The 21,708-nt window shown below is 46.2% G+C and carries 17 protein-coding genes; 5 read left to right on the forward strand and 12 right to left on the reverse strand.

Translation table 11 applies throughout. The features are described 5' to 3' along the window. The first annotated feature begins 94 nt into the window (after positions 1–94). Positions 95–2,113, forward strand: a complete 2,019-nt coding sequence (locus tag KIV40_RS07310; protein WP_285348509.1) for a tRNA(Met) cytidine acetyltransferase TmcA — start codon at positions 95–97, stop codon at positions 2,111–2,113. Positions 2,114–2,559: 446 nt separating this feature from the next. After that, positions 2,560–4,239, forward strand: coding sequence for a FapA family protein (locus KIV40_RS07315; RefSeq protein ID WP_285348510.1), 1,680 nt, complete (start codon positions 2,560–2,562; stop codon positions 4,237–4,239). Positions 4,240–4,303: 64 nt separating this feature from the next. Here KIV40_RS07315 and KIV40_RS07320 read toward each other — a convergent pair whose 3' ends face one another. Further along, positions 4,304–4,957 (reverse strand): CatB-related O-acetyltransferase, encoded by a 654-nt coding sequence (locus tag KIV40_RS07320; protein WP_228174972.1) that lies wholly within the window; start codon positions 4,955–4,957, stop codon positions 4,304–4,306. Positions 4,958–5,049: 92 nt separating this feature from the next. Here KIV40_RS07320 and KIV40_RS07325 point away from each other — a divergent pair, with 92 nt between their 5' ends. Then, a complete protein-coding gene (locus tag KIV40_RS07325) occupies positions 5,050–5,952 on the forward strand; it encodes a LysR family transcriptional regulator (protein ID WP_285348511.1) in 903 nt (300 codons plus the stop codon). A 12-nt stretch (positions 5,953–5,964) separates the two neighbouring features. Here the strand turns inward: KIV40_RS07325 and KIV40_RS07330 are convergent, their stop codons facing one another. From KIV40_RS07330 to murQ, 4 genes are all read right to left on the reverse strand, one after another. Further along, on the reverse strand, positions 5,965–6,213 hold the full coding sequence (locus KIV40_RS07330) for a hypothetical protein (protein WP_285348512.1): 249 nt from the start codon (positions 6,211–6,213) through the stop codon (positions 5,965–5,967). 225 nt (positions 6,214–6,438) lie between these two features. Further along, positions 6,439–7,497 (reverse strand): porin, encoded by a 1,059-nt coding sequence (locus tag KIV40_RS07335; protein ID WP_285348513.1) that lies wholly within the window; start codon positions 7,495–7,497, stop codon positions 6,439–6,441. Between the two features lie 152 nt (positions 7,498–7,649). Then, positions 7,650–9,104, reverse strand: coding sequence for a PTS N-acetylmuramic acid transporter subunit IIBC (gene murP / locus KIV40_RS07340; protein ID WP_285348515.1), 1,455 nt, complete (start codon positions 9,102–9,104; stop codon positions 7,650–7,652). 28 nt (positions 9,105–9,132) lie between these two features. Then, the gene (gene murQ, locus KIV40_RS07345) at positions 9,133–10,035 is read right to left on the reverse strand and encodes an N-acetylmuramic acid 6-phosphate etherase (protein ID WP_134977201.1); all 903 of its coding nucleotides are present in this window, start codon (positions 10,033–10,035) and stop codon (positions 9,133–9,135) included. Positions 10,036–10,277: 242 nt separating this feature from the next. Between murQ and KIV40_RS07350 the strand changes: the two genes are divergently transcribed. Next, positions 10,278–11,129: an SIS domain-containing protein gene (locus tag KIV40_RS07350; protein ID WP_228174968.1), complete on the forward strand. Its 852-nt coding sequence runs from the start codon at positions 10,278–10,280 to the stop codon at positions 11,127–11,129. A 20-nt stretch (positions 11,130–11,149) separates the two neighbouring features. Here KIV40_RS07350 and mpaA read toward each other — a convergent pair whose 3' ends face one another. Then, positions 11,150–11,860 carry a murein tripeptide amidase MpaA gene (gene mpaA / locus KIV40_RS07355; RefSeq protein WP_285348516.1) on the reverse strand — a complete coding sequence of 237 codons (711 nt, stop codon included), beginning with the start codon at positions 11,858–11,860 and terminating at the stop codon, positions 11,150–11,152. Positions 11,861–12,047: 187 nt separating this feature from the next. On the opposite strand from mpaA, the gene KIV40_RS07360 reads away from it, so the two are divergent. Continuing rightward, entirely contained in the window at positions 12,048–13,673 is a 1,626-nt protein-coding gene (locus KIV40_RS07360; RefSeq protein ID WP_285348517.1) for an ABC transporter substrate-binding protein, read from the forward strand. 62 nt (positions 13,674–13,735) lie between these two features. Here KIV40_RS07360 and KIV40_RS07365 read toward each other — a convergent pair whose 3' ends face one another. From KIV40_RS07365 to KIV40_RS07390, 6 genes are all read right to left on the reverse strand, one after another. Continuing rightward, the gene (locus KIV40_RS07365; RefSeq protein WP_285348518.1) at positions 13,736–14,320 is read right to left on the reverse strand and encodes a flavodoxin family protein; all 585 of its coding nucleotides are present in this window, start codon (positions 14,318–14,320) and stop codon (positions 13,736–13,738) included. A 134-nt stretch (positions 14,321–14,454) separates the two neighbouring features. Continuing rightward, a complete protein-coding gene (locus tag KIV40_RS07370; RefSeq protein WP_285348535.1) occupies positions 14,455–15,042 on the reverse strand; it encodes a mechanosensitive ion channel family protein in 588 nt (195 codons plus the stop codon). Positions 15,043–15,437: 395 nt separating this feature from the next. Continuing rightward, positions 15,438–17,552 (reverse strand): type I secretion system permease/ATPase, encoded by a 2,115-nt coding sequence (locus KIV40_RS07375; RefSeq protein ID WP_285348520.1) that lies wholly within the window; start codon positions 17,550–17,552, stop codon positions 15,438–15,440. Between the two features lie 16 nt (positions 17,553–17,568). Beyond that, entirely contained in the window at positions 17,569–19,482 is a 1,914-nt protein-coding gene (locus KIV40_RS07380) for a LapD/MoxY N-terminal periplasmic domain-containing protein (RefSeq protein ID WP_285348521.1), read from the reverse strand. A gap of 5 nt (positions 19,483–19,487) precedes the next feature. After that, positions 19,488–20,171, reverse strand: a complete 684-nt coding sequence (locus tag KIV40_RS07385; RefSeq protein WP_285348523.1) for a transglutaminase-like cysteine peptidase — start codon at positions 20,169–20,171, stop codon at positions 19,488–19,490. A gap of 113 nt (positions 20,172–20,284) precedes the next feature. Further along, positions 20,285–21,676: an HlyD family type I secretion periplasmic adaptor subunit gene (locus tag KIV40_RS07390; protein ID WP_045371313.1), complete on the reverse strand. Its 1,392-nt coding sequence runs from the start codon at positions 21,674–21,676 to the stop codon at positions 20,285–20,287. Between the last annotated feature and the right edge of the window lie 32 nt (positions 21,677–21,708).

Here is a 21,708-nt window from a genome sequence, read left to right on the forward strand (position 1 = left end):
CCTTCGGGCGGTTTTTTTATGTCTGCAATTTGACGAAGTCTCCATGAATCCAGATGTGATAACATGGCGTTAGTTCAACGCTTGGATACACGTAATGCTCGCACAATCTGAATTCCTTTCTCAGCTTCAGCTCCAATCTTACAAAGCCTTTCAACGTAATGGCGTGGTGATTTACGGTGATGCCGATTGGCAAAACGCCTTGATTGCCGACTTCCATCAAAAGCAACAAAATCAAACTTGGTTCTGCGTAGGGGAGTGGCAACTAGAAAAAGCCCACTGCGTAAATGCAAAACAAGGCAATATGTTGCTTGGTCGCGAGTGTGACGTTTTGCTGTTTGATGCGAGAAAAGAGCTTGATGCCAACAGTTTTACTTCGGCTCTTGGCTCGCTTGTCGGCGGTGGACTATTGATTGTGGTTGCCAATAAAAATCAAGACGCGGATGAAGCCAAATTGTGGATGCAAACGCAATGGCAACAACTCACCGTGATTGAGGAGAATTTGTCATTACCTTTATTGCCAGCTTTCATACAAGCGGAAAAAGCGCACCAGTTTAGCGAGCAAACTGAAGCGGTTTCTTTTATCGAAAAAGTAGTGACAGGGCATCGTAAACGTCCCTTAGTATTAACCGCCGATCGTGGTCGAGGAAAAACCAGTGCGTTAGGCATTGCATGCGCGCAGCTTCTAGAGCAAAAGCTATTACGAATTCTCGTCACAGCGCCAAGCATCAAAGCGGTCGAACCTGTTTATCAGCACGCGCAGAGAATGCTATCAACCGCAGAGCGCGTTAAGAAAGACCGACTAGAAGCGGGGCAGGGTTACATTCAGTTCATCGCACCGGATGAATTACTCTCTACTTTACCTGAGTGTGATTTGTTATTGGTTGATGAAGCCGCCGCGATTCCGGTTCCTATGCTTAAGCAGATTACTGAGCAATATCATCGCCTCGTCTTTTCAACCACCATTCATGGTTATGAAGGTTGTGGCCGTGGCTTCACGCTTAAGTTTGTTGATTGGCTACAAAAGCAAAGACCTGGAATGAAGCTTTGTCATCTTCAACAACCTATTCGATGGGCAGTAAATGACAACTTGGAATCTTGGTTGTACCAAGCATTTTTACTGGATGCAGAAATTACCTCGAGCCAACCTGCCGAGCTTGGCGATATTTCATTAATTAATCTCCGTAAGTCAGCGTTGATTTCTAATCCTTCCGTATTGAAAACGTGCTTTGCGTTACTTGTGAATGCGCATTATCAAACCTCGCCAAATGATTTGCTGCATCTTTTGCAAGATGAACATTGCCAGATCTACGTAGCTCAGAATAACAATGAAGTCGTCGGGGTGATGTTAACTGTGGAGGAGGGTAACCTCGATTCGAATCTCGTTAAAGATATTCAGCTTGGGAAACGTCGTCCGAAAGGGCACCTAACACCAGTGACTATTATCAATCAACTTGGTTACGTTGATGTGGGGGCGCTTTCTACTTTGCGAGTCATGCGAATTGCGGTGCATCCAGATTTGCAAGGGCAGGGCATTGGCCAACAAATGTTAAAGCAGTTGGAACAATCTACGCCGCCTCATATCTCTTATTTGTCCACCAGCTTTGGTGCAACAGAAGAACTGATTGCGTTTTGGAAGCAATCTGGTTTTGAATCCATTCGCCTCGGAAGTATGCGAGATGCGGCAAGTGGGTGTTACTCGTTGTTGATGGTTCGTCAATGTGGCTCACAACAAGGTTGGATAAACGAAGCTAAATCGCTGTTCGAAGAACTGTTGCCATTGAGTGCAGCGTCTACGTATCCTAAGTTAGAGCCAAGTTTGCTTCGCGCGCTATTACCAACCTCGGTATCTACTTGCCCGTCCCATTTAACGAAGCGCACTTTAATCGAGTGTTATGCTCAAGGTGGTAATAACTTTGAATCGGTCTCTGTTTGGATTCAGCAATGGTTACTGCAATGTGGTTTGGCTGATGTCTCTGACTTGATGATCAGTAAATTATTCTTAAACAAAGACTGGAGTGAGTGCGCTAAGCAATATGGCTTGCCGGGACGTAAGCAAGTTGAAGCACATATAAGAAACGAGCTACAAGTTTTGATAGCTAAATTTACAGTGTAAACAGAGCGAGTAATTTACACTGTAAAAGTAGATTTGAAAGGAGGAGGGTTTACACTGTAAATCCTCCCTTTTGATTTGGCTCTTTTTAGTCAAGGTCTACGGAAGGGTGTAAAGATAATCTCAATTTACACTGTAAACGGGGACTCGTTCTTTTGAACGATATTGATATTTGAGCTAAATAAGCAATTTGTAGTCTAGTCACTATTGCCATTAAGCATACCTCCACTTTTATTCAGATATCGCTCGCTATGTACCAGTCAAACTCAGGTAGTGTGACTAATAAATGAATCCAAACTCGATTTAGAAATTCTGTGTTTGTCTGCCTCAAGCTCAGAAATTGGCGGGCATCCTTTAGTGATGTGAGCCTAATTCTGAGAATTGAGAGGTTTGTTCAGAAAATATTTTTGGTTAGACTGAGATAAGTGATGGGTAGCAATGGATTGCTTATGTGGAAAATATGCCTTGAGTGGTCAGAAGACAGAACGAGGATTTTTGCCCGCCTACCAGAAGATGTTGAACTGGAAAGTGAGCTAAATCAAAAGGAATTGCCAGAGCAGCTTCAAACGATGGAGGCGAGTCAGGCATTTGTTGATGAAGCTGAAGTGGTTCGATTTATTAACTGTGCTCGTGAGCGCAAAGCTGAAGCATACGAAGGCATCGTCGTCGCACAGATTAAGAATGCTCAGGTAGAAGTTGAACTGTCGAACAACGACATGCTCGCTAGTATGAACATCACTGGCGCTTATGGTGGCCGCGGTTTGCGTGGTCCTGAAATCGTTCAAGCGCTTGCTCATGCGCGAGTGTCGAAAGGCATCAACAAATTGGCGCTCAAAAAAGTCATGGTCGTCAGTAATCAACTTAAACCCGGAGAAACCTTCACTCAACCCGTCGCTGTTGGTAAACAACCAACTAAAGGTAAAGACGCTATCTTTACGCCTCTCGTCAAAGACATCACCAAACGTATCCTCAAGCCGAAAGAAGGCCAAACCACTTGTGATAAGATTGATTTACGTAACTTAGGTGAAACCATCGCCGTTGATATTGGCGACGAGGTCATGCGTCGAACGCCTGCAACCAAGGGTATTCCAGGTTTTACTGTGCAAGGACGCGTGATTCCTCCTCAAGCAGGAAAAGACAGCCCTATCAAACCGGGGAAAGGAACGGAAATTAGCAATGCCGATCCTAATCTTCTGATTGCTTCTGTATCTGGTACGCCTCTCATCAAAGACAAAACCATCGAGGTCGATAATGCGCTGTGTCTCAACAGTGTGGGCGTAAATACCGGACACGTTAAGTTTAAAGGCAATGTCATCATTGGCGGCAACATTGAATCTGGCATGATCGTCAAAGCGACAGGCTCTATTACCGTTGGTGGCTTTATTGAATCTGCGGATGTACAAGCTGAGGGTGATATCCAAGTGGCGAAAGGCATTATTGGCCACACAGTGAGTGATGGTCAGCCGAAGAGTTGCCACGTTCGAACCAAAATATCGATTCGTGCCAGTTACGCCCAGTATTGCGAATTGCAGTCTGGCGAGGATATAGAGCTCGCTGTGCACAGCATGAATAACGACATTGAGTGTGGACGCAACCTGACGGTACTTGATGCTAGCGGTAAAAACGGCACTTTAAGCGGTGGTGATGCCAAAGTAGGAGGTAAGGTACTTTGTTCGCAACTTGGTGTAGAAGGCGATACCGCCACGAAAGTCGAGGCTTTTGCCCGCTACGCCTTGCACAAAGAGCGCATTGCCAGCTTAAAAGAAGAATACAAATCGGCCCAAGAAGGCACGATGGATGTGATTCGTAAGGAACTTGAATTTAAGAAGCGTCCTAAAGCAGAGCGTACTGATGAAGAACAAGCTCAAATCGAAGTATTAAAAGCACAAAACAATGAGCGTCTTGATGAGGTTAAACAGAAGCTAGAACACACAGAGCACGACTTTGAGGTCTCACTGGAAGAGAATATTGTCGAAGCCAAAGATCGCGTGTTTACCCGTGTTACGGTGCAATTTGGAGACGAACAGGTGACAACCAAACGTACCCATGGCGGTTGTGTGTTTAGCTTTAACCAATACGAAATCAAAGTGGCGGCAAATTTAGAGGAAGAAGACGTCGTCGCGATTTAACTCTTTAATTTAAAGAATGAAAAAGCCCGTGTATTGAGAGGTACACGGGCTTTTGCTTTTAAACTTAGGCAATGTGTTCTTGGTAGTAAGCACCAAGCGCGCGTACATCACTGCTGCACATTATCTTCATTGCTTGTTTAATATGGTTACTGGGCCAATCCCACCATTTGATTTCTGACAACATAGCGACACATTCGTGGTCAAAGCGTTGGCGAACAATATGATTGTGACCAACAACAATCGAGTAGGGCGGAACATCTTTAGTGATGACTGAGCGCGCACCAATCACTGCACCATCTCCAATCTTCACGCCCGGCATGATCATCGCTTCACTGCCAATCCATACGTCATTACCTACTACGGTGTTACCTGCGCGTTCAAAGCCGCTTTGTACATCTTCTCCAAACTCTTCAGGGGAAAATGGAAAGGTAGAAATCCAATCTACCCGATGGCCTTGATTGCCAGCCATCATAAAGGTCGCGCCAGAAGCGATGGAACAGAATTTGCCAATGATCAGTTTGTCCACTTCTCTATAAGCGCCATCTTGCCACTCTTGTTGGGTAACGCTGTCGCCCATCAAATAACGAACCGATTGATCTTCAAATGTTTTACCGTGATAAAACCCCGAGTAATAACTGTAATCTCCCACCTCGATATTCGGGTTGGTGACATGGTCTTTGATCACTTGCCCTTTTAACCAAGTATCGAATGCGTTCATTCGTGATTCTCCGTTCCAATTTTAAGTTGTAAGCAGTGTAGAGCCTTTCTATTATTTCCAGTAGGTTGTTTTTAGAGATTTATAATTACCATATGGAAATAAAGTGGCTAAGCTACGTGCCGATGTACATCACTCTATGTGAAGAGAAGAGTATTGCCGGTGCAGCGAAAAAACTGCGTTGCTCAAACGCGCACGCGAGCCGTCAATTGAGGCAGTTAGAAGAGATTCTGTCAGTACAGTTGATTCAACGTACAACAAGGCAATTTAATCTTACTTACGATGGGCTGCGCTTTTATCAGCAAGTGAAGGGGTTGATGGATGGGGCAGAACAGATTAATGAACAAGTGATGGAAAGTGACCGAGTCGCCGGGCATTTGCGCATCGCGGCATCGGCGTCATTTGGGGCTGCGTTATTGAACCGAGCATTGATCGAGTTTCGCCAGTTATATCCGGAAGTGACGTTCGAAGTGATCTTCTCAGAAACGCCTTTGGATCTTATTGAGTCTGGCTTTGATGTGGCGTTTTTCTTTACGAACAATCCACCCGAGGGCTATATTGGCCACCATCTGCGCTCTTTACACTGTAAACCGTTCGCACATAAAGCGTACTTGTCTAACAAACCAAGCATAACTGCGCCGGAAGATCTTTATCAGCTTGACCACATTGTGTATCGCAATGAAGAGTTAAACCTCGATACGTGGCACTTCCATCATATGGAAACCAAACAAAAAGTGTCAGTGGTTTTGCAAAGTGTACTCAGTTTTAATTTGGTTCAATCCATGCTTGAAGCCACTCTTGCGGGATGCGGCGTTGCCATGTTGGATGAATTTGCATTGGAGAAACTCAGCGGTGAAGAGCGATCGCAACTCATTCCGTTACTCCCTGAATGGCAAACGGATGCGATCCTACCGCTCTATATTCTTTATCCTAAACGTGAGCATTTACCAAAGCGAACGCAGGCGTTTATTGAGCATTTCAAACAGCAATCATTTTAAGCAGTAATCATTTTAAACTGACAGGTTGTCTTGAGCGTGCAGATCTTTAATCTCTGAAGTGCCTAGAAAGTGTTGATTACAAGTACGGCAGTAGAATTGAGGCGTTAACTCGTGATAGTGGTTACCGGTAAAACAGCGTGATACTAACACCATTAAACGGGCTGTTTTGCCGTTGATGTTTTCAGGTTGAGTGTTGATGCGTTTCATCACGCGTTTGTGTTCAGTCGGTTTGTTGCAGTGTGAGCAGAATTTTACAGGCATAAGGCTCTCAAATTGATTCAGTTATGATTAATTGATGAGAGAGTACCTTGCTTAATGATGAAAAAGTAAACATGCATGTAATGATAATTGACAGCAATGCCTATTAGGAAACTCATTGAGTGGCTAGTAACTGAAAAGAAGGAAGATTTCACTCCTCGATATTTTAAAGGCAGGAAAAATAATCGAGGAGGAAAGCTTAGCTAACTAAAACGAGTGTATGGACATTTACAGCTCGTAACGTAGCCCGAAGTGGTAGTAGCTTTCATCTGCATGTGCACCACCAAACGAGACTTCTTGTGCGTTGTCGTAACCGCGTGAGCCATTACGGTCAACATAACTAGTGTAGATAGAAGAGCGAGGGGTCAGTTTGTACTGCACTTCAACTGTCGTATCTTTCAGCTCAAGCTCGTCGCCGTCGCTGTTTTCTAGAGAGCGGTAACCAGCACGTAGCGCCCATTTGTCATTTACACTGTAAACTGCGGTCAGCTCCATGACTTTATCGGTACTGGTTTCAGAGAAGTAACCTTCTAGCTCATCTTCTGAGTAAAGCGCACCTAACATCAAATCACCCAAGTAGTAACGCGTACCTGCTCCCCAGAAGGTGTAATCGGTATCGTTATTTTCACGCGCATCGCCTTTGCTCTTTTGCATTGCAACTACAGGGGCTAATGTACCCAAATCGCCCATTTCTAGGGTGTAACGTAATGCTGCGTTGTAGCCGTAATCGAGTTCAGAGGTGCTGTTACCAATAATGTAAGCGACAGATGCGTCGAAGTTACCAATGCGGTTCTGGTATTGCAGCGTACCGTCTTGACGGAAAACCAGTGTCGCGGTTTTGTCCACTTTATTTGCTTGGCGTGCCATAGAAACGTCTGATGATGCAAACACATCACCAATGTCAGTGAACATGATCAATCCTGATGCAACACGGCCACCTGTGATTCGGCCGTAATCTTGCGCATCAATACCGGCCCAAACGTAACGTGCTGTCAGAGAAGGCTTGTCGTTAACTTGGTTGGCGTATTCGGCTGCACCTACTTGGTATTGCGCTTGGCCAATGACAGAGGCGTGTTCGTTGATAGTTTGTGAGCCATTCAAACCAATACGGCCATCAAATTCGCCGTTGGCATCACCGTGTTCATCATTTTTATTAGTGACGTTAAAGCCAAGACGAGAGTAAATGTTCAAAACCGACCCGTCTTCTGCTTGGTAAAGTTGAGCGGCCATCGCTGCGTTCGATGCCATCAGAGTAGGGAGAAGTAGAGTCAAAATGTGCTTTTTCATGTGAACGACCTTTTCGTTTCTATTGTTTTTAAGCACGACAAAGCCCCTTCCGAATAACGGAATAAAATCAATGTCGTGAGAAGTAGAGAGAGGGTGCGCCCTTCAAAGCTCAAGGACGCGAGCTAGTGCATTCCTATAGGGGTTAGAATGATTTAGCTTAAATCAACGTCTTTGCAGCCAAAGAAGTAGGTAGCTAGGAAGCCAACAATGTAAGAGATAAGTAGACCACCGATGAACACCATCATGCCGGCAAAGATGCCGCTAGCCGAGGTCATAAGGGGGATTGCAACGATACCAGATGGGCCGAAGACGGTATTTAGACCGACAGGCAGGCCAAGATAAGAGACTAAGCCGATAAAGAAGCCACCCGCTGCGCCACCAATACAAGCTGTTACGAACGGTTTAACGCGCGGTAGCGTCACGCCGTAAATCAGTGGCTCACCGATGCCAAGTAGACCTGGAATGATGGCGCCTTTTACTTGTGTGCGTAGTAGGGCGTCTTTCTTGGCTTTGAAGTACAGCGCCATTGAAGCACCCACTTGACCGCCACCAGCCATCGCTAGGATAGGAAACAGCGAGTTAAAACCTTGTGCTTCCATCAGGGCAAAGTACACTGGCACAAACCCTTGGTGGATGCCAAATACCACGGAAATTAAGAACAAACCTGCCAAAATCGCTGCGCCTAATGGGTTGTCATTCAAGTTTAGGAACAACCAAGACATGCCTTTGAATAGCTCACCACCGATTGGCATGATGATCAAAAACGTTACTGCACCCATGATCAAAAGCGTGACAACTGACGTTAAGATCATGTCCAGATCGTCAGGCATATACTGACGCACTTTTTTCTCGACCTGGGCACCAATGATCGCTGCCATCAAAACGCCAATAATGTTACCGCGCGGATCAATCGCAAAACCGAAGAACTCATTCATTCCTGAATAAATGCCTGACGTTGCATCGGGGTTGTAACCCAACACAAATAGCGAAGCGAGTATGGCACCATTGACACCTGAGCCACCGAAAGCTTGTTGAGCGTTGTAACCAATCAAAATACTTAAGAAAGCGAACAGGCCTTTGCCAAAGACCTTCATGTAGGCAATCAAATCCAACATAAACTGACTTGGCGTTTGATCGAGCACGAAGGTTTGTTCCAATAACGCGGCAAAACCGAGCAGTAAACCCGCAGCGATAAATCCGGGAATCAGCGGTGTAAAGATAGTGGCAAACTTACTCAGAAAGCGTTGAACCGCGCTGGTTTGCTTACTCTTCATCTGTTTTTTCTGTTCTGCAGCGACAGCAGAAAGATCCTGTTGTGGTGCGTTAGGCTCTTCGCTGTCACCAGAGATTAAGCTGTCGATCAACTTATTCATCATATCGGCAGCTTGCTGAGCTTTACCGGGACCAAGAATGATCTGGAATTGCTCGTCGCTTTCTACCACACCCATTACGCCGGGAATTTGTTTAATGACGGATTGGTCCGCCAAGCTGTTATTCGCGAGAGATAAACGCAAACGTGTCATACAGTTACCGCATTTACTTACGTTGTGACTGCCACCCACTGCGGCGAGCAATTGCGATACTGTGTTAGAGGTAATTTTGGCCATAGGGACTATCCTTCAGGACTCGGGCTATTTAGTTATTATTTAGTGCTGCACGAATAAAACCGTTGTGCTCGGCGAGGCGAGACTTGGCTTGCTCAGCATCCAAATCAGCCAGAATCATTAAAATGGCGGTCTTACAGTGACGTTCACACGCTTCAAGCGCTTTTTCTGCTTGTTCTTTTGTTGCGCCCGTAGCTTCAATCACAATGTTGGTTTGACGCTGAATCAGTTTGGCGTTGGTGGCTTCTACATCCACCATTAAATTGCCAAACACTTTACCGCTGCGAATCATTGCGCCAGAAGTCAGCATGTTCAGCACCAGTTTTTGTGCTGTGCCCGCTTTCATGCGTGAAGAGCCGGTGACGACTTCTGCGCCCACTACCGGAAGAATGGCGATGTCCGCCGCTTCTGCCATTGCACATTCAGGGTTACATGCGATTGAGGCCGTTGTTGCTCCGACAGATTTTGCGTACTCCAAACCACCTAAAACATAAGGAGTACGGCCACTGGCAGCAATGCCAACCACAACATCATGCTGAGTCAGATTCAGCGCTGTTAAATCGTCTTGGCCCATTTGAGCGTTGTCTTCTGCGTTTTCTACCGCTTTCAAAATCGCTTGATGACCACCAGCAATTAAACCGATAACCATATCTGGGTGTGTGCCATAAGTTGGAGGACATTCACTCGCATCAAGAATACCAAGGCGGCCAGAGGTACCTGCGCCCATGTAAATTAAACGGCCACCACTGGCGAACGCTACAGTAATAGCATCGACAGTTTGCGCGATTTGTGGCAATACGGCTTGCACCGCTAAAGCGACTTTCTGATCCTCTTGGTTAATGACTTGCAGCATCTCAATGGTAGAAAGCGTATCGATCTCTGCGCTCGCTGGATTGCGGCTTTCTGTCACCAATCGGCTTAAATCAATTTTCATGTTTTGTACTCTTCGCAAATGTTTAATCTGAGGGCGATTCTATGGAATAAAATATTCAGGTTTGGTGATAAAAATCACACTTGAGGTTATTCTTTGTTCAGTGAAAATTTGGAATAATGACCGAGAATACTGACGAGATAACCAACATAGAAACAAGGGTTGTTAAGTTAATCTGGTAGTTAAAGAAAAGTGTGATTATTTCTGTTTTGGAATAATTTATTTAAAGTTTTTGGAATTTTGTCGTGTCCGTTATCAATAAAATTGTCGCAAGACGTACTCAACTCTCTCAAAGTGGTCGTTTGGTTGGCGATTGGATTGTCGAAAATGCAGAAAAAGCTGCGCAATTGACCAGTCAAGAGCTTGCTGCGCAAGTGCAAGTGAGCCAATCGAGCATCGTCAAATTCACCCAGAGAATTGGCTATAAAGGCTATAGCGAGTTCAAATTGGCGTTGAACGAAGAGATTGGTCGCAAACAAGCGATGCAATCCACGCCGCTGCACAGTGACATTCTGGCGGATGACCCGATTGCGGTGATTTCGCAAAAACTGGTTAAAGCGAAAACTGACGCTATGTTCCAAACGACCAATGCGCTCTCTTATGAGGCGTGTCATCAAGCAGTGAAGTGGTTGAGTGAAGCGCGCCGTGTGCAAGTGGTGGGCATTGGCGGCTCTGCGCTTACCGCAAAAGATTTGAGTTTTAAGCTGCTTAAGCTTGGAATTACCGCATTATCAGAGCAAGACAGTCACGTACAAATTGCGGTTGCGCGTACGCTCTCTTCACAAGATGTGCAGATCGCGATTTCTTTTTCAGGAGAACGCAAAGAGATTCTGGTGGCTGCGGAAGCTGCAAAAGAGCAGGAAGCTAAGGTGATTGCTTTGTCAGCTCCGGGAAGGAGCCGATTGAGAGACATTGCCGACATCACGTTTGATACCATCGCCAATGAAACAGAGCATCGCAGCTCTTCCATTGCTTCACGTACGGCACAAAACGTGATTACGGATCTGCTGTTTATTATTTTGGTGCAGCAAAGAGACGAAAGCGCGCGTCAGTTGATCAGTGATATCAGTACCGATATCAAGCAGATCCTTACTTGATCGCTTCGTATCGCTAGAAATTAAAGATCTGGATCGTGCTGCAACAAAGCAATAAACGCATCGAGATGCTTTTCTATTGTGAGATCCGCCGAGATCGGGGGTAATTCCACTGTAATACAAGGCAACTGGTGTTCATTGCACCAAGTTCCGAAAGACCCTGGTGTTTCGTAATCAACATCGTCAACGATAGGTAGATTGAATTGCTTGCCGAGCCATTTGGCCAAATCAGAATGAGCAGGGTCGTCGACAAACGCTAATGGTTCATGAAACGAGACCACAAACTTTGGCCTGCGCAGTTCAATCAACCTAATTAGTGCGTCAACTTCTGGCTCTAGCTGTTCTTTGTTGCCTGTTTTTACTTTCACGTCTCGAACTGGTGTATGCGAGCTCCAGCGATAGACTGTGCCGTATTCTGTCCAATTCTGCGTAGGAAACGCACGGTTTAGATCGACTTGATTGGCATTGGCTCGTGTACCCAGTTGGTTTGCGTCTGGGTTCATCGATAAAATCACATCGTGTTTCAGACACTCCGCTGGCAAGCTTCTTAACGCGCACGACAATCCGGCGATTGAGGCTGTCTCATCGCCGTGTGTCCCCGCGAGAATAAGGCCTCGCGAGTTACTTTCTACTTGTGCTGGGAAGTACAACAACGGCGCGCCCAGTACCGATTTTCCATATGATGTTGGCGTAATTAAAAATGCCGCTCTTTCCGTTCTTGGAATTAGACTCACCGTAATCTCCTGATTGTTCGAGTAGTATCTATTCATCACCCAAGCTATATATAACTCATGTTACAGCCGTTGAACTTAGCATCTTGAGATTACTCGGATATAAACTGAACACTTAAAGTTCGTCAATGCTTGTATGATGAATTGTGGTACTTGCTTCAAAAGACGTGTTAGGAGAACGAAAAACGATATGGATTTTAAAAAGCATTCAACAGCGTTGCTGGTTTCCTCTTTATTGACCCCATTTTTATCCGCTTCAGCTTTAGCTGACTCTTTACCTGATGGTGTGCAACTCGCACCAGAACAACATTTAGTACGAGCAAACGATGCAGAAGCGGCGACGCTAGATCCTGCAAAAGCCGAAGGCTTACCAGAGATGCACGTAATTCGTGATTTGTTTGAGGGTTTAGTGACTCAAGACCGCGATGGCAATATCGTTCCTGGTGTTGCGGAATCTTGGCAAACCGAAGATAACCAAACCTTTGTGTTCCAGCTGCGTAAAGATGCCAAATGGTCGAACGGCGATCCTGTGACAGCGTATGATTTTGTCTATTCACTGCGTCGTGCAGTGGATCCGAAAACCGCTTCACCTAATGTTTGGTATCTCAAACTTACTAAGATCAAAAACATCGCTGACGTAGCAGAAGGTAAAAAGCCACTGGATGCTCTTGGTATCACCGCCGTCGATAAACATACTCTGCGCTTCGAACTTGATAGCAAGGTGCCGTACTTTGTCGCAATGACAGGTCACACTTCGATGATGCCGGTACACAAAGCAACGGTTGAGAACAGCGAAAAGCCGTGGAGTGACCCAAAGCAGTTTGTTGGCAACGGTGCATTTGTTCTGGATAAATGGGTGGTGAATGAACGCATTGAGCTGAAAAAGAACCCAAACTACTGGGATAGCGCGGATACTCATCTAACTGAGGTGACATACATTCCGTTTGAGAACCAAAACGCATCGATCAATCGCTATGCGGTGGGCGAAGTGGACATTACCTCAGATGTACCAACCCACATGGCGCAAAAGCTGAAGAAAGATTACGAGCAAGCGTATACCGCGGTTCCGCTACTCTGTACTTACTACTACGCGTTTAACACAACACGTCCTCCGTTCGATGATGAGCGAGTTCGTAAAGCTGTGTCTTATTCGATGATGCGTGATGTGATCACGAATGGTGTCACGCAAGTGGGTAACCTGCCTGCTTATACGTTCGCACACCAATACACCGCCGGCTTTGATGCGACTCAGCCAGAATACAGCACATGGACGCAAAAACAACGCGACGAAAAGGCACGTGAACTGTTGAATGAAGCGGGATACGGTGATGGTAAGTCTCTGGATTTCAAATTGCTGTACAACACCAGTGAATCGAACAAAGCGATTGCAGTGGCGATTGCTTCTATGTTGAAAAACAACTTGGGCGCGAAAGTCGAATTAGAGAACCAAGAGTGGAAATCTTATCTCGTCGCTCGAAAACAAGGGGACTTCGATGTGATGCGCGCCTCGTGGTGCGGAGATTACAACGAAGCTTCGACCTTCTTGAGTCTACTGCGCTCTGATTCGTCAGGTAACTTTGCGCGTTACAGCAGTGAAGCCTACGACAAGGCTATGAACAGTGCATTGGCCGCAACCGATGAGAAAGCGCGCCAAGGTTTCTATGATCAAGCCGAGCAATTGTTGGCGGCAGATATGCCAATCGCACCGATTTACTACTACATGCAAGCGCGTTTGGTTCGTCCTACGGTTGGTGGTTTTGCCAAGAATAACGTAGAGGGCCGTATCTACTCGAAAGACCTCTACATTAAGAAGTAGCGCTCAAAACAAGCGATAAATATGAAGCCCCGAAGATGTATCTTACGGGGCTTCTTTGATTGCTAACGAGTGGAGAGCTTATTCACGAGCATAGCGACTCGTTTGCCAAGATACTCTGCTGTTGCAACATCTGAGGCATGCAACTGGCCGTCTTCACCGCCTTGAGCAACAATGCCACCTTGCACACCATATCGGTTCAGATTCTGCTCGCCAGAATTGCTGATCTTATCTAATCCGACCCACATCATACCGTGCTGACTAGCTAGCGTTTGTAGGTACTGCAACGTCATTGACTGATCGCCATTCATTGCCCCACCACTGGTAAAGCCAGCTGCGATTTTGCCCGCCCATTTTTGGTAATACCAAGATTCACTGCTTGCATCGGCAAATGCTTTAAACTGCGCTGCCACACTGCCCATATAGGTTGGAGAGCCAAAGATAATCGCATCACACTCAGCAAGTTCATCCATTAGGTTAGGGTGCACAAAACGCCCCTCAATAATCTCACTGCCTTGAATACGGTGAGAGAGAATTTCAAATCCACCTTGTTGCTCAATGCCCTGTTGTTCAACGCCTGCGGCAATCGCACGAGCAAGCTGACCAGTAACGTCGGTTTTAGAGAAATAAATAATCGCTATTTTGGACACAATGGTTCCTTTTTCATTGTTGATTTTGAATCGTGCGAATAAGGCTAAAACCTCAAGCTTGGTTGAGGTCAAGAAGGTATTTAAAAATGCGAGGAAACAAAAAGCCGATGTAGATACATCGGCTTTTTAGTGGGTTATTTCTTTCTGCGGGTATAAATGCGTGAGGTGGTTTTGGGCTCCTCAGGCTTGGCCTTTTCTTTTGCCAGTTTGAGTACCGCTTTTTGTAGCATCAAGTTGTTTGGGTAAGTAATTAGGTTGCCGTTGTCATGCTTGATCAGCACATGGAACATACGGATTTCCTGAATCTCACCGCTGATGTCTTCGTCTTTATCTACGACTTTAATTCGGTCACCGACGCGGTATGGGAAGACAAAGAAGATCAGAAAGCTTGCAGTGATGTTACTTAGAATCGACCATTGTGCGATGAAAGCCACACCCAATACCGCAAAGATAGACGATAGGAAGAGTGACACATCGCCATAGCCAATACCGGTTACGATGGCGAAAAGCGAAGCAAACAAAAACAAGAACGCGACGTTGAAGCAGCGCTGAATAAAGCTCAAGCGCGCTTTGCTTACGCCTTTAGCTTCTGCCAAATTTAGGATCGCACGGTTGGCGATTTTCTTTAGCAAGCGATAAGCGATCAGAATGATGACGCCCATCAACACTTTATAACCGATAGAGCCAGCCGTGAAATACTGACTGATTTGCTCTAAGTGCATCCAATGATTCATTTCTTCAACTCGAGAATATTAACAAGGAGCGAGTTATAGCCGATTTTGGCTCGCAAGTAATTAACAATTTTCAATGCAAAGCACGATTATTACTGAATAAATTTTGACCTATATCTCATTTCCGAATTGAGAGGGAATGAACCCTGATATCTGGTGTGTCGGCAGCTGCTAATCTAGATCAGTAGCTTGTTGATGTTACGTACAGAGAGGGGATGCAATGGAAGAAGATGAAAGAGCCATCATGGGGTTAGTGGCTATTGTTGGTTTTGTGTTGCTTTGGATATTCCTCGAAGAGTTTGGTTACTTTGGTTTATTAACCCTCTATAAATAAGCCCCGTAAAACTCTGGGTTCGACGGGGCTTTGATTTTCTGCTTATGCGGTTTTAGCTTACGGCGCGAACCTTACCTTGCTTCAAGTCATTCAGCACTTGTGCTTTCGGACCATCAGCAATCACGCTGCCTTTCTCCATCACAATCACGCGATCAACAATGTCGAGCATTGAGGTTTTGTGCGTAATCAAAATCAGCGTTTCACTTGGTTTTAGCTGTGCTAACTGGTGTTTGATGTGCATTTCTGAACGGTTATCCATTGCACTGGTTGGCTCGTCCATTAAGAGCACTGGAGGACGCCCCAAGAACGCTCGTGCAATCGTCACAGCTTGGCGCTGACCACCAGAGAGCATGCCGCCGCCTTCGCCTACTTGACGCTCAAGACCCGCAGGATCTGATTGAGTGAAGGTGGTCACGCCCGCACGGTTGGCGGCGTCTAATACATCGCGATCATCGGTGAGCGGGCGACCTAGGGTAATGTTGTCGCGAATAGAACCGAAGAACAGATTCGAATCTTGCGGTACGCAGCCTATATTGCGTCGTACATCCACGTGGTGAAGCTGTTCGATATCGGTGTCATCAATACGCACGTGGCCCTCTGTTGGCTTGTACAGACCCATTATCAAGCGTTCTAGCGTGGTTTTACCCGAACCAATACGACCGATGATCGCCACTTTCTCACCTGGATTGATGGTCAGGCTCAAATCACGAATCGAGGCCACTGGCGCATCTGGGTAATGGAAGGTCACACGGTCAATCTCAATCTTACCTTGCACAATAGGGCGGTGAATGTAGCGTTTGCCTTCTTCTTGCTCGTCTGGCATTTCCATCACTTGGTTGATGATGGTCATTGAAGATTTCGCTTGGTTGTATCGAGTTGAAAGCAAAGAAAGCTGAACCATAGGACCAATCGCTCGACCACTCAGCATCGTTGCAGCAATCAAACCACCCATGGTTAGGTCACCATTGGCAATCAAGTACACGCCTAGAATGATCATACCGACGTTACTACTTTGCTGCACAAAGCCCGCTGCGTTTTGAATACTGTCGGTGATACGGCGGCTCTTGATGTTCCAGTTTGCCATGTGCGCAACGGCTTCTTCCCAACGGTATTGGAATTGGCTTTGTGCACTTAGCATTTTCACCGTTTCTAAGCCAGATAAGCTCTCAATCAAGTTGGCGTATTTCTGTGAAGCAAGGCGAGAACCTTCTTCAATCGAGCGGCGAAGTGGACCTTGAATCAGCGCCGAGTGAATCATCAGAATCACCACACCAATCATTGGTACGTATACCAGATCGCCCGCCATCAGCCAGATGATGACTAGGAACAAAATTGCGAAAGGTAAGTCAATTAGCGCACTTACCGTGGCTGAGGTGAAGAACTCACGAATGGATTCGAACTCTTGCAAGTGTCGAGCAAAAGCACCCACTGAAGGTGGCTTGGACTCCATTCGGATACCCATCACTTTGCTAAACAGCTTGGAGGAAATCAGGATGTCGGATTTTTTACCCGCGACGTCGATGAAGTAGTTACGCAGTGATTTGAGTAAGAAGTCGAACAGGAACACCACGAAGATACCGCTCGCCAACACCCATAAAGTCTCAAACGCGAGGTTTGGTACTACCTTGTCGTACACCAAGCGAGTGAACATTGGTGCCGCAATGGCAAAGATGTTGATGAGGAGAGAAGCGATAAGTACATCGCGGTAGATGCGTTTCGATTGCCACAAGGTTGACCAAAACCAGTGACCTTCTTTGGTTTTGAGCACTTCGGGAGAGCGCTCGTCATAACGGAATTGCTTTTTAACTAAAAAGTAGCGACCAGTGTACTGCTCAAGTAGGTCTTCTAGCGGAATGGAGATAGGCACCATTCCGCTTTCTAGGGTGGTGATTTCAGCTTCTTGTTTCTCAACATCGATGCTATTGAGAACGCAAGAATCGCCACCCTTTAGAAGTAAGATAGCCGGCAGAATCAGGCTCGAGATCTTGCCTAATTCTGCACGGTTTTCCTTGGCAACCAATCCGGCCCTTTCCGCCGCTCGTGGTAGCAGAAACGGAGTGAGCTTGCCATCAGAGAGCGGAAGGCCGTTAATCAGCGCTTCCGGTGAGTTGGCTAGCCCGAAGTATCGGCTAACGTAAATGAGCGAATTCAGTAAAGGGTCTTTCATCCTTGGTGTACCTTCGTTATTCCTTGTCGACAATGAAGCCTTGGAAGACTTCAACGAAATGCTCGGTTAGGAAATCCAACTGAATCTGTGTTTCAACACGCGATGCAATCGTCGTAATACCCAAGTTGTGAGCGGTACGAGAAATCGATGTCAGCGTGAATTTTTGTTTCTCGTCGTGCAAGTTGTGGGTGAACAGATAATCCAGTTTTACGTAATTCGGGCGGAATTCTTGAATGTACTCAAGTGACTGGAAGTTACGGCCGTAGTTATCAACACCGAACTCCGCACCCGCTTGACGAATCGCATTACACAGCAGAGCCGTGTGGTGCGGATGGTCAATGAAACACGCTTCTGGAAGCTCAAAGTGCAGCATTGGAGCCACTTTTGAGTGCTTCTCTAGCATGCTGGTGGTCCAACGAATGAACGATGGTTGAGACAAGCTACTTTGGGCAATGTTGATGGCTACTGGTTCTTTTAGTTCGCCACTTTCAAGCATCTTGATCATCGACTCGATGACGTATTGGTCGAAGATGTTGGTTGCTTCTAACTGTTCAAGAGCAAACAAGTATTGGTTCGCACGGTAGGTTTCACCATCTTTTTCGATGCTTGAGAACACCTCATTATGGAACACTTTACCCCAAGTATTCTTCGCAGACTGGAAGCGGAATTTAATCCAATCGCTGTGAATCGCTTCTTCAACCAGCGCTTTCCATTGCTGTTTACCCATTAGGTTCGAGGTGTTTTCACCACCCACGAAGCCGTAAGCTTTATCTGGCTGCGCTTTGGCTTTTGATAGGGCGTTATCCACCATCGATAGCACTTCTGTACGTGTTTTTTGATCTTTACTGTGGGCGACACCCAGTGATGCTTTTGGTTTCGCCATGCCAGTAGGATCGGTATTAAGGCCGTTCACACAGTTGACGATGCTGTCTGCGAGAATGCGCAACTCGCTCTCATCCATGTGCGGGAATAGCAGACCAAATTCGTCGCTAGACAGACGAGCAATGGTTGCTCCCGGTACATCGATGGTGTTCTTGAGACGTTGAGATAACTCTTTCACGTGGGCATCGGCGCGTTGGTAATCTTTGGTCTCGTAAATGTCACCAATGTACTCAGCATGGAGTAGCGCGATACCCCCTTGCGTTTGCTCTGCCAGCCATTGATCAACTTGGTTGATGTAGAACGAGCGGTTACCCAGTTTGGAGATAGGGTCTAGGTAAGCTTGAGCACGCAGACGCTGCGCCTCTTTTGCTTGTTCTTTAAATGACAGTTCGATTTGTGCCGACATTGAGTTGATGCCGTCGACGACTGCAATTAAATCTTTGGTTTTTGGACGAGCCAATGGGTCGCCAAATTGGTTGTTAGCAATCTCGTGCATTTTCTTTACGATGGCCGCTAAAGGTTTGAGTGAGCGACGTAGGATGTAAGAAATTGCTAAAAGGCCTGCTAGGAAGATAACGCCAAACGCAGTCACCAGGCGAACAAAGCCTTGCCATAGCTGTTCGTATGCTGCACCTGGATGGCTGATGATTTCCACCTCTGCAAGCTGCATCCAACCGCTGGTTACCACGCGTTTGTCGTGAATAGCTTTGAACAGATTTAAATCGATAAACCATTGCGGCACACTTGTCGGTTTAACCGGGTATGAACGTACGATTTGGTAATCGGAATCTAACGCGGTGAGACGTACGACAGAATAAGTACTGCCGTCGAACAACGCATTAATCACGGATTCCACGGCGACCTTATCTTTGTCTTTTAGATACGGTGCCAGTGCCAAACCAACGGTGTTAATGGTGTTGTTGACCTCTGAACGTTGCTGCTGCTCCAAGCTGTCTCGAGTAGTGTTGAACTGGATTACGAATACTGATGCCATCAAAAGTAAAAAGACCGTAACCATTCCCACTACAAGCTTCTTATATAGGGTCATGTTTTTCACTCGCCATAGTTAATTTTAGGTTTCTTTAACTGCAACTTACGTTCGCGCGAGCGTAAGTCATTCCAAAGGCTCAAACGTGAGGCTTTTCCTGCTAGCTCTCCACTGCTGGCAGAAGACTTCATTAGCCACAAGTTTTTACCATTAAAACTGTAAATCGGTAGTAAGTCGCTACGCTTGGAAGCTCGAACAATTTCTGGGTTGAGATTGTCGAGGATGAGCGGCTCAGAGCTTGGTGTTGGGTAATACGCCAGCACCATATGAAATTGATTTAGTCTGATCGCTTTTACGTAGACCAAGCGCATTTTTGAATCTGGGATTCCGAGTTCGAGCAATGAGAAATACTTCGCTATCGTGAAGTCTTCACAATCACCGGCATTACTGCCTATAAACTCGAGTGGTGTTGCCCAATAGTCTTTTTTGCCCCACAAATTGATGTCATCGACAAAATAGAGTTGGTTAAAAAAGTTGTTCACACCGGAGAGTTTCTTGTTGTTGCTCTGGACTTGTAAGGAATCCAAATTCTCTCGCCATGTTTTGACGCGCTGCCCTGCTCGTTCACCATAAACTGAAGTGACCGTATCGACCCATCGTCGCTCTTTGCTGTTGAGCGCCCCAATTTGGAACGAAAAACAACTGATGCTGATTAATAATGTAACTTTACGCTTCAATTTGAATGGCATATTCGACTCACATCACAAGTGTACCCTTGAAATGGGTTCGTTGGTGAGAAAAGTGCTTTTTATTTAACCACTTGTCATCATGTAAGAACACATTGTTTGTACCTTGCAAATACTTACTCCTTCAGTGCGTTGGTTTTGGCGCTCAAAATCGGTTTGAGTAGATATTCCAGAACCGTTCGTTTCCCTGTGATGATATCAACAGATGCTGTCATACCTGGAATGATAGGTAAGTCCGCATCTTGTCCGAAACTGGTTTTCTCTGTGCGTACACGGACGATGTAGAAGCTGTTGCCTTCTTCGTCTTGTGTGGTGTCGGCACTGATGTGTTCCAGCTCTCCTTCTAAGCCGCCGTATTTAGTGAAGTCGTACGCAGTGAATTTCACAATCGCATGAAGATCTGGACGCAAGAAAGCGATGTCCTTCGGCGCGATCTTCGCTTCCACTAATAAGGTGTCTTCGGTCGGCACGATTTCTACGATGTCCATACCCGGCTGGATAACGCCACCAACGGTGTTGACGTTCAATGTCTTGATGGTGCCCGTTACTGGAGAAACCACCACGGTTCGGTTTACTCGGTCTTCCAAGCCTACCGCTGATTCGACTAGTGCTGAGAGCTGGTCTTGCGTGCTGTTGAGTTTTTCTTGTTGCTCGGAGCGGAATTTCAATGCGACATCGATACGGTTGAGCATCGATTCACGGATGCCCGATTTGATGACAGGGATCTTCAACTCGCTAGACGTCATTTCTCGGCGGGTGTCGTTCACCTGACGTTGAAGCTTTAAGAGTTCAATTCTAGGTACGACGCCTTCATCAGCCAGAGGTTTGGTGATATCCAGTTCTTTCTTTGCATAACGATAGCTTTGACGAAGGTTGCTCACACGCGCTTGAATCTCCACCAAATCCTGTTGTTTCTGCTTAACTTGTTGGTCTATGACCGAAATTTGGTTGCGCAGGTTATCCAAGTCTTCGCGGTATTCTGCTTTCTGACGTTGAGTCAGGCGAGGGCGGTTCTCTTCAAGTGTTGGTGGGAACGTCAGTTTGCCGTAGTCGATAACGACATTCTTTTCCCAGTTGCTGTCGTCAAAATCACGATTGACTTCGACACTGTTGATTGAGGCTGAAAGCTGCAGTACCGAGGCGGTTAAGTTGGCAACTTGCTGTTCGCGCTCACGAAAATCAGAGCGGAAGCGGGTATCGTCAATCAGCAGCAGTTGCTGACCTTTCTCAACTTGTTGGCCTTCTTTGACTAAGATCTCTTTGACCAAACCGCCTTCCAAGTTTTGCACCACTTGGATTTGAGAAGATGGAATGACTTTGCCTTGGCCTACGGTCACTTTGTCGATCTCAGCCCATGATGCCCAGCCAATGGCCGCAACAAAAAACAGCACCATCACCCACAGCATTAAGCGGGCACTATTTGGCGTGTTTAAGAGCAAAGCAGCGGTTTTGTCATCAACAAAGTCTAGCTCGTCGCTGCTCAGTTTGTTGTAGTTGTCTCGGCTCATCACATTCCTTGTTCTATAAAGACGGTTTATCT

The organism is Vibrio sp. D173a (assembly GCF_030248475.1).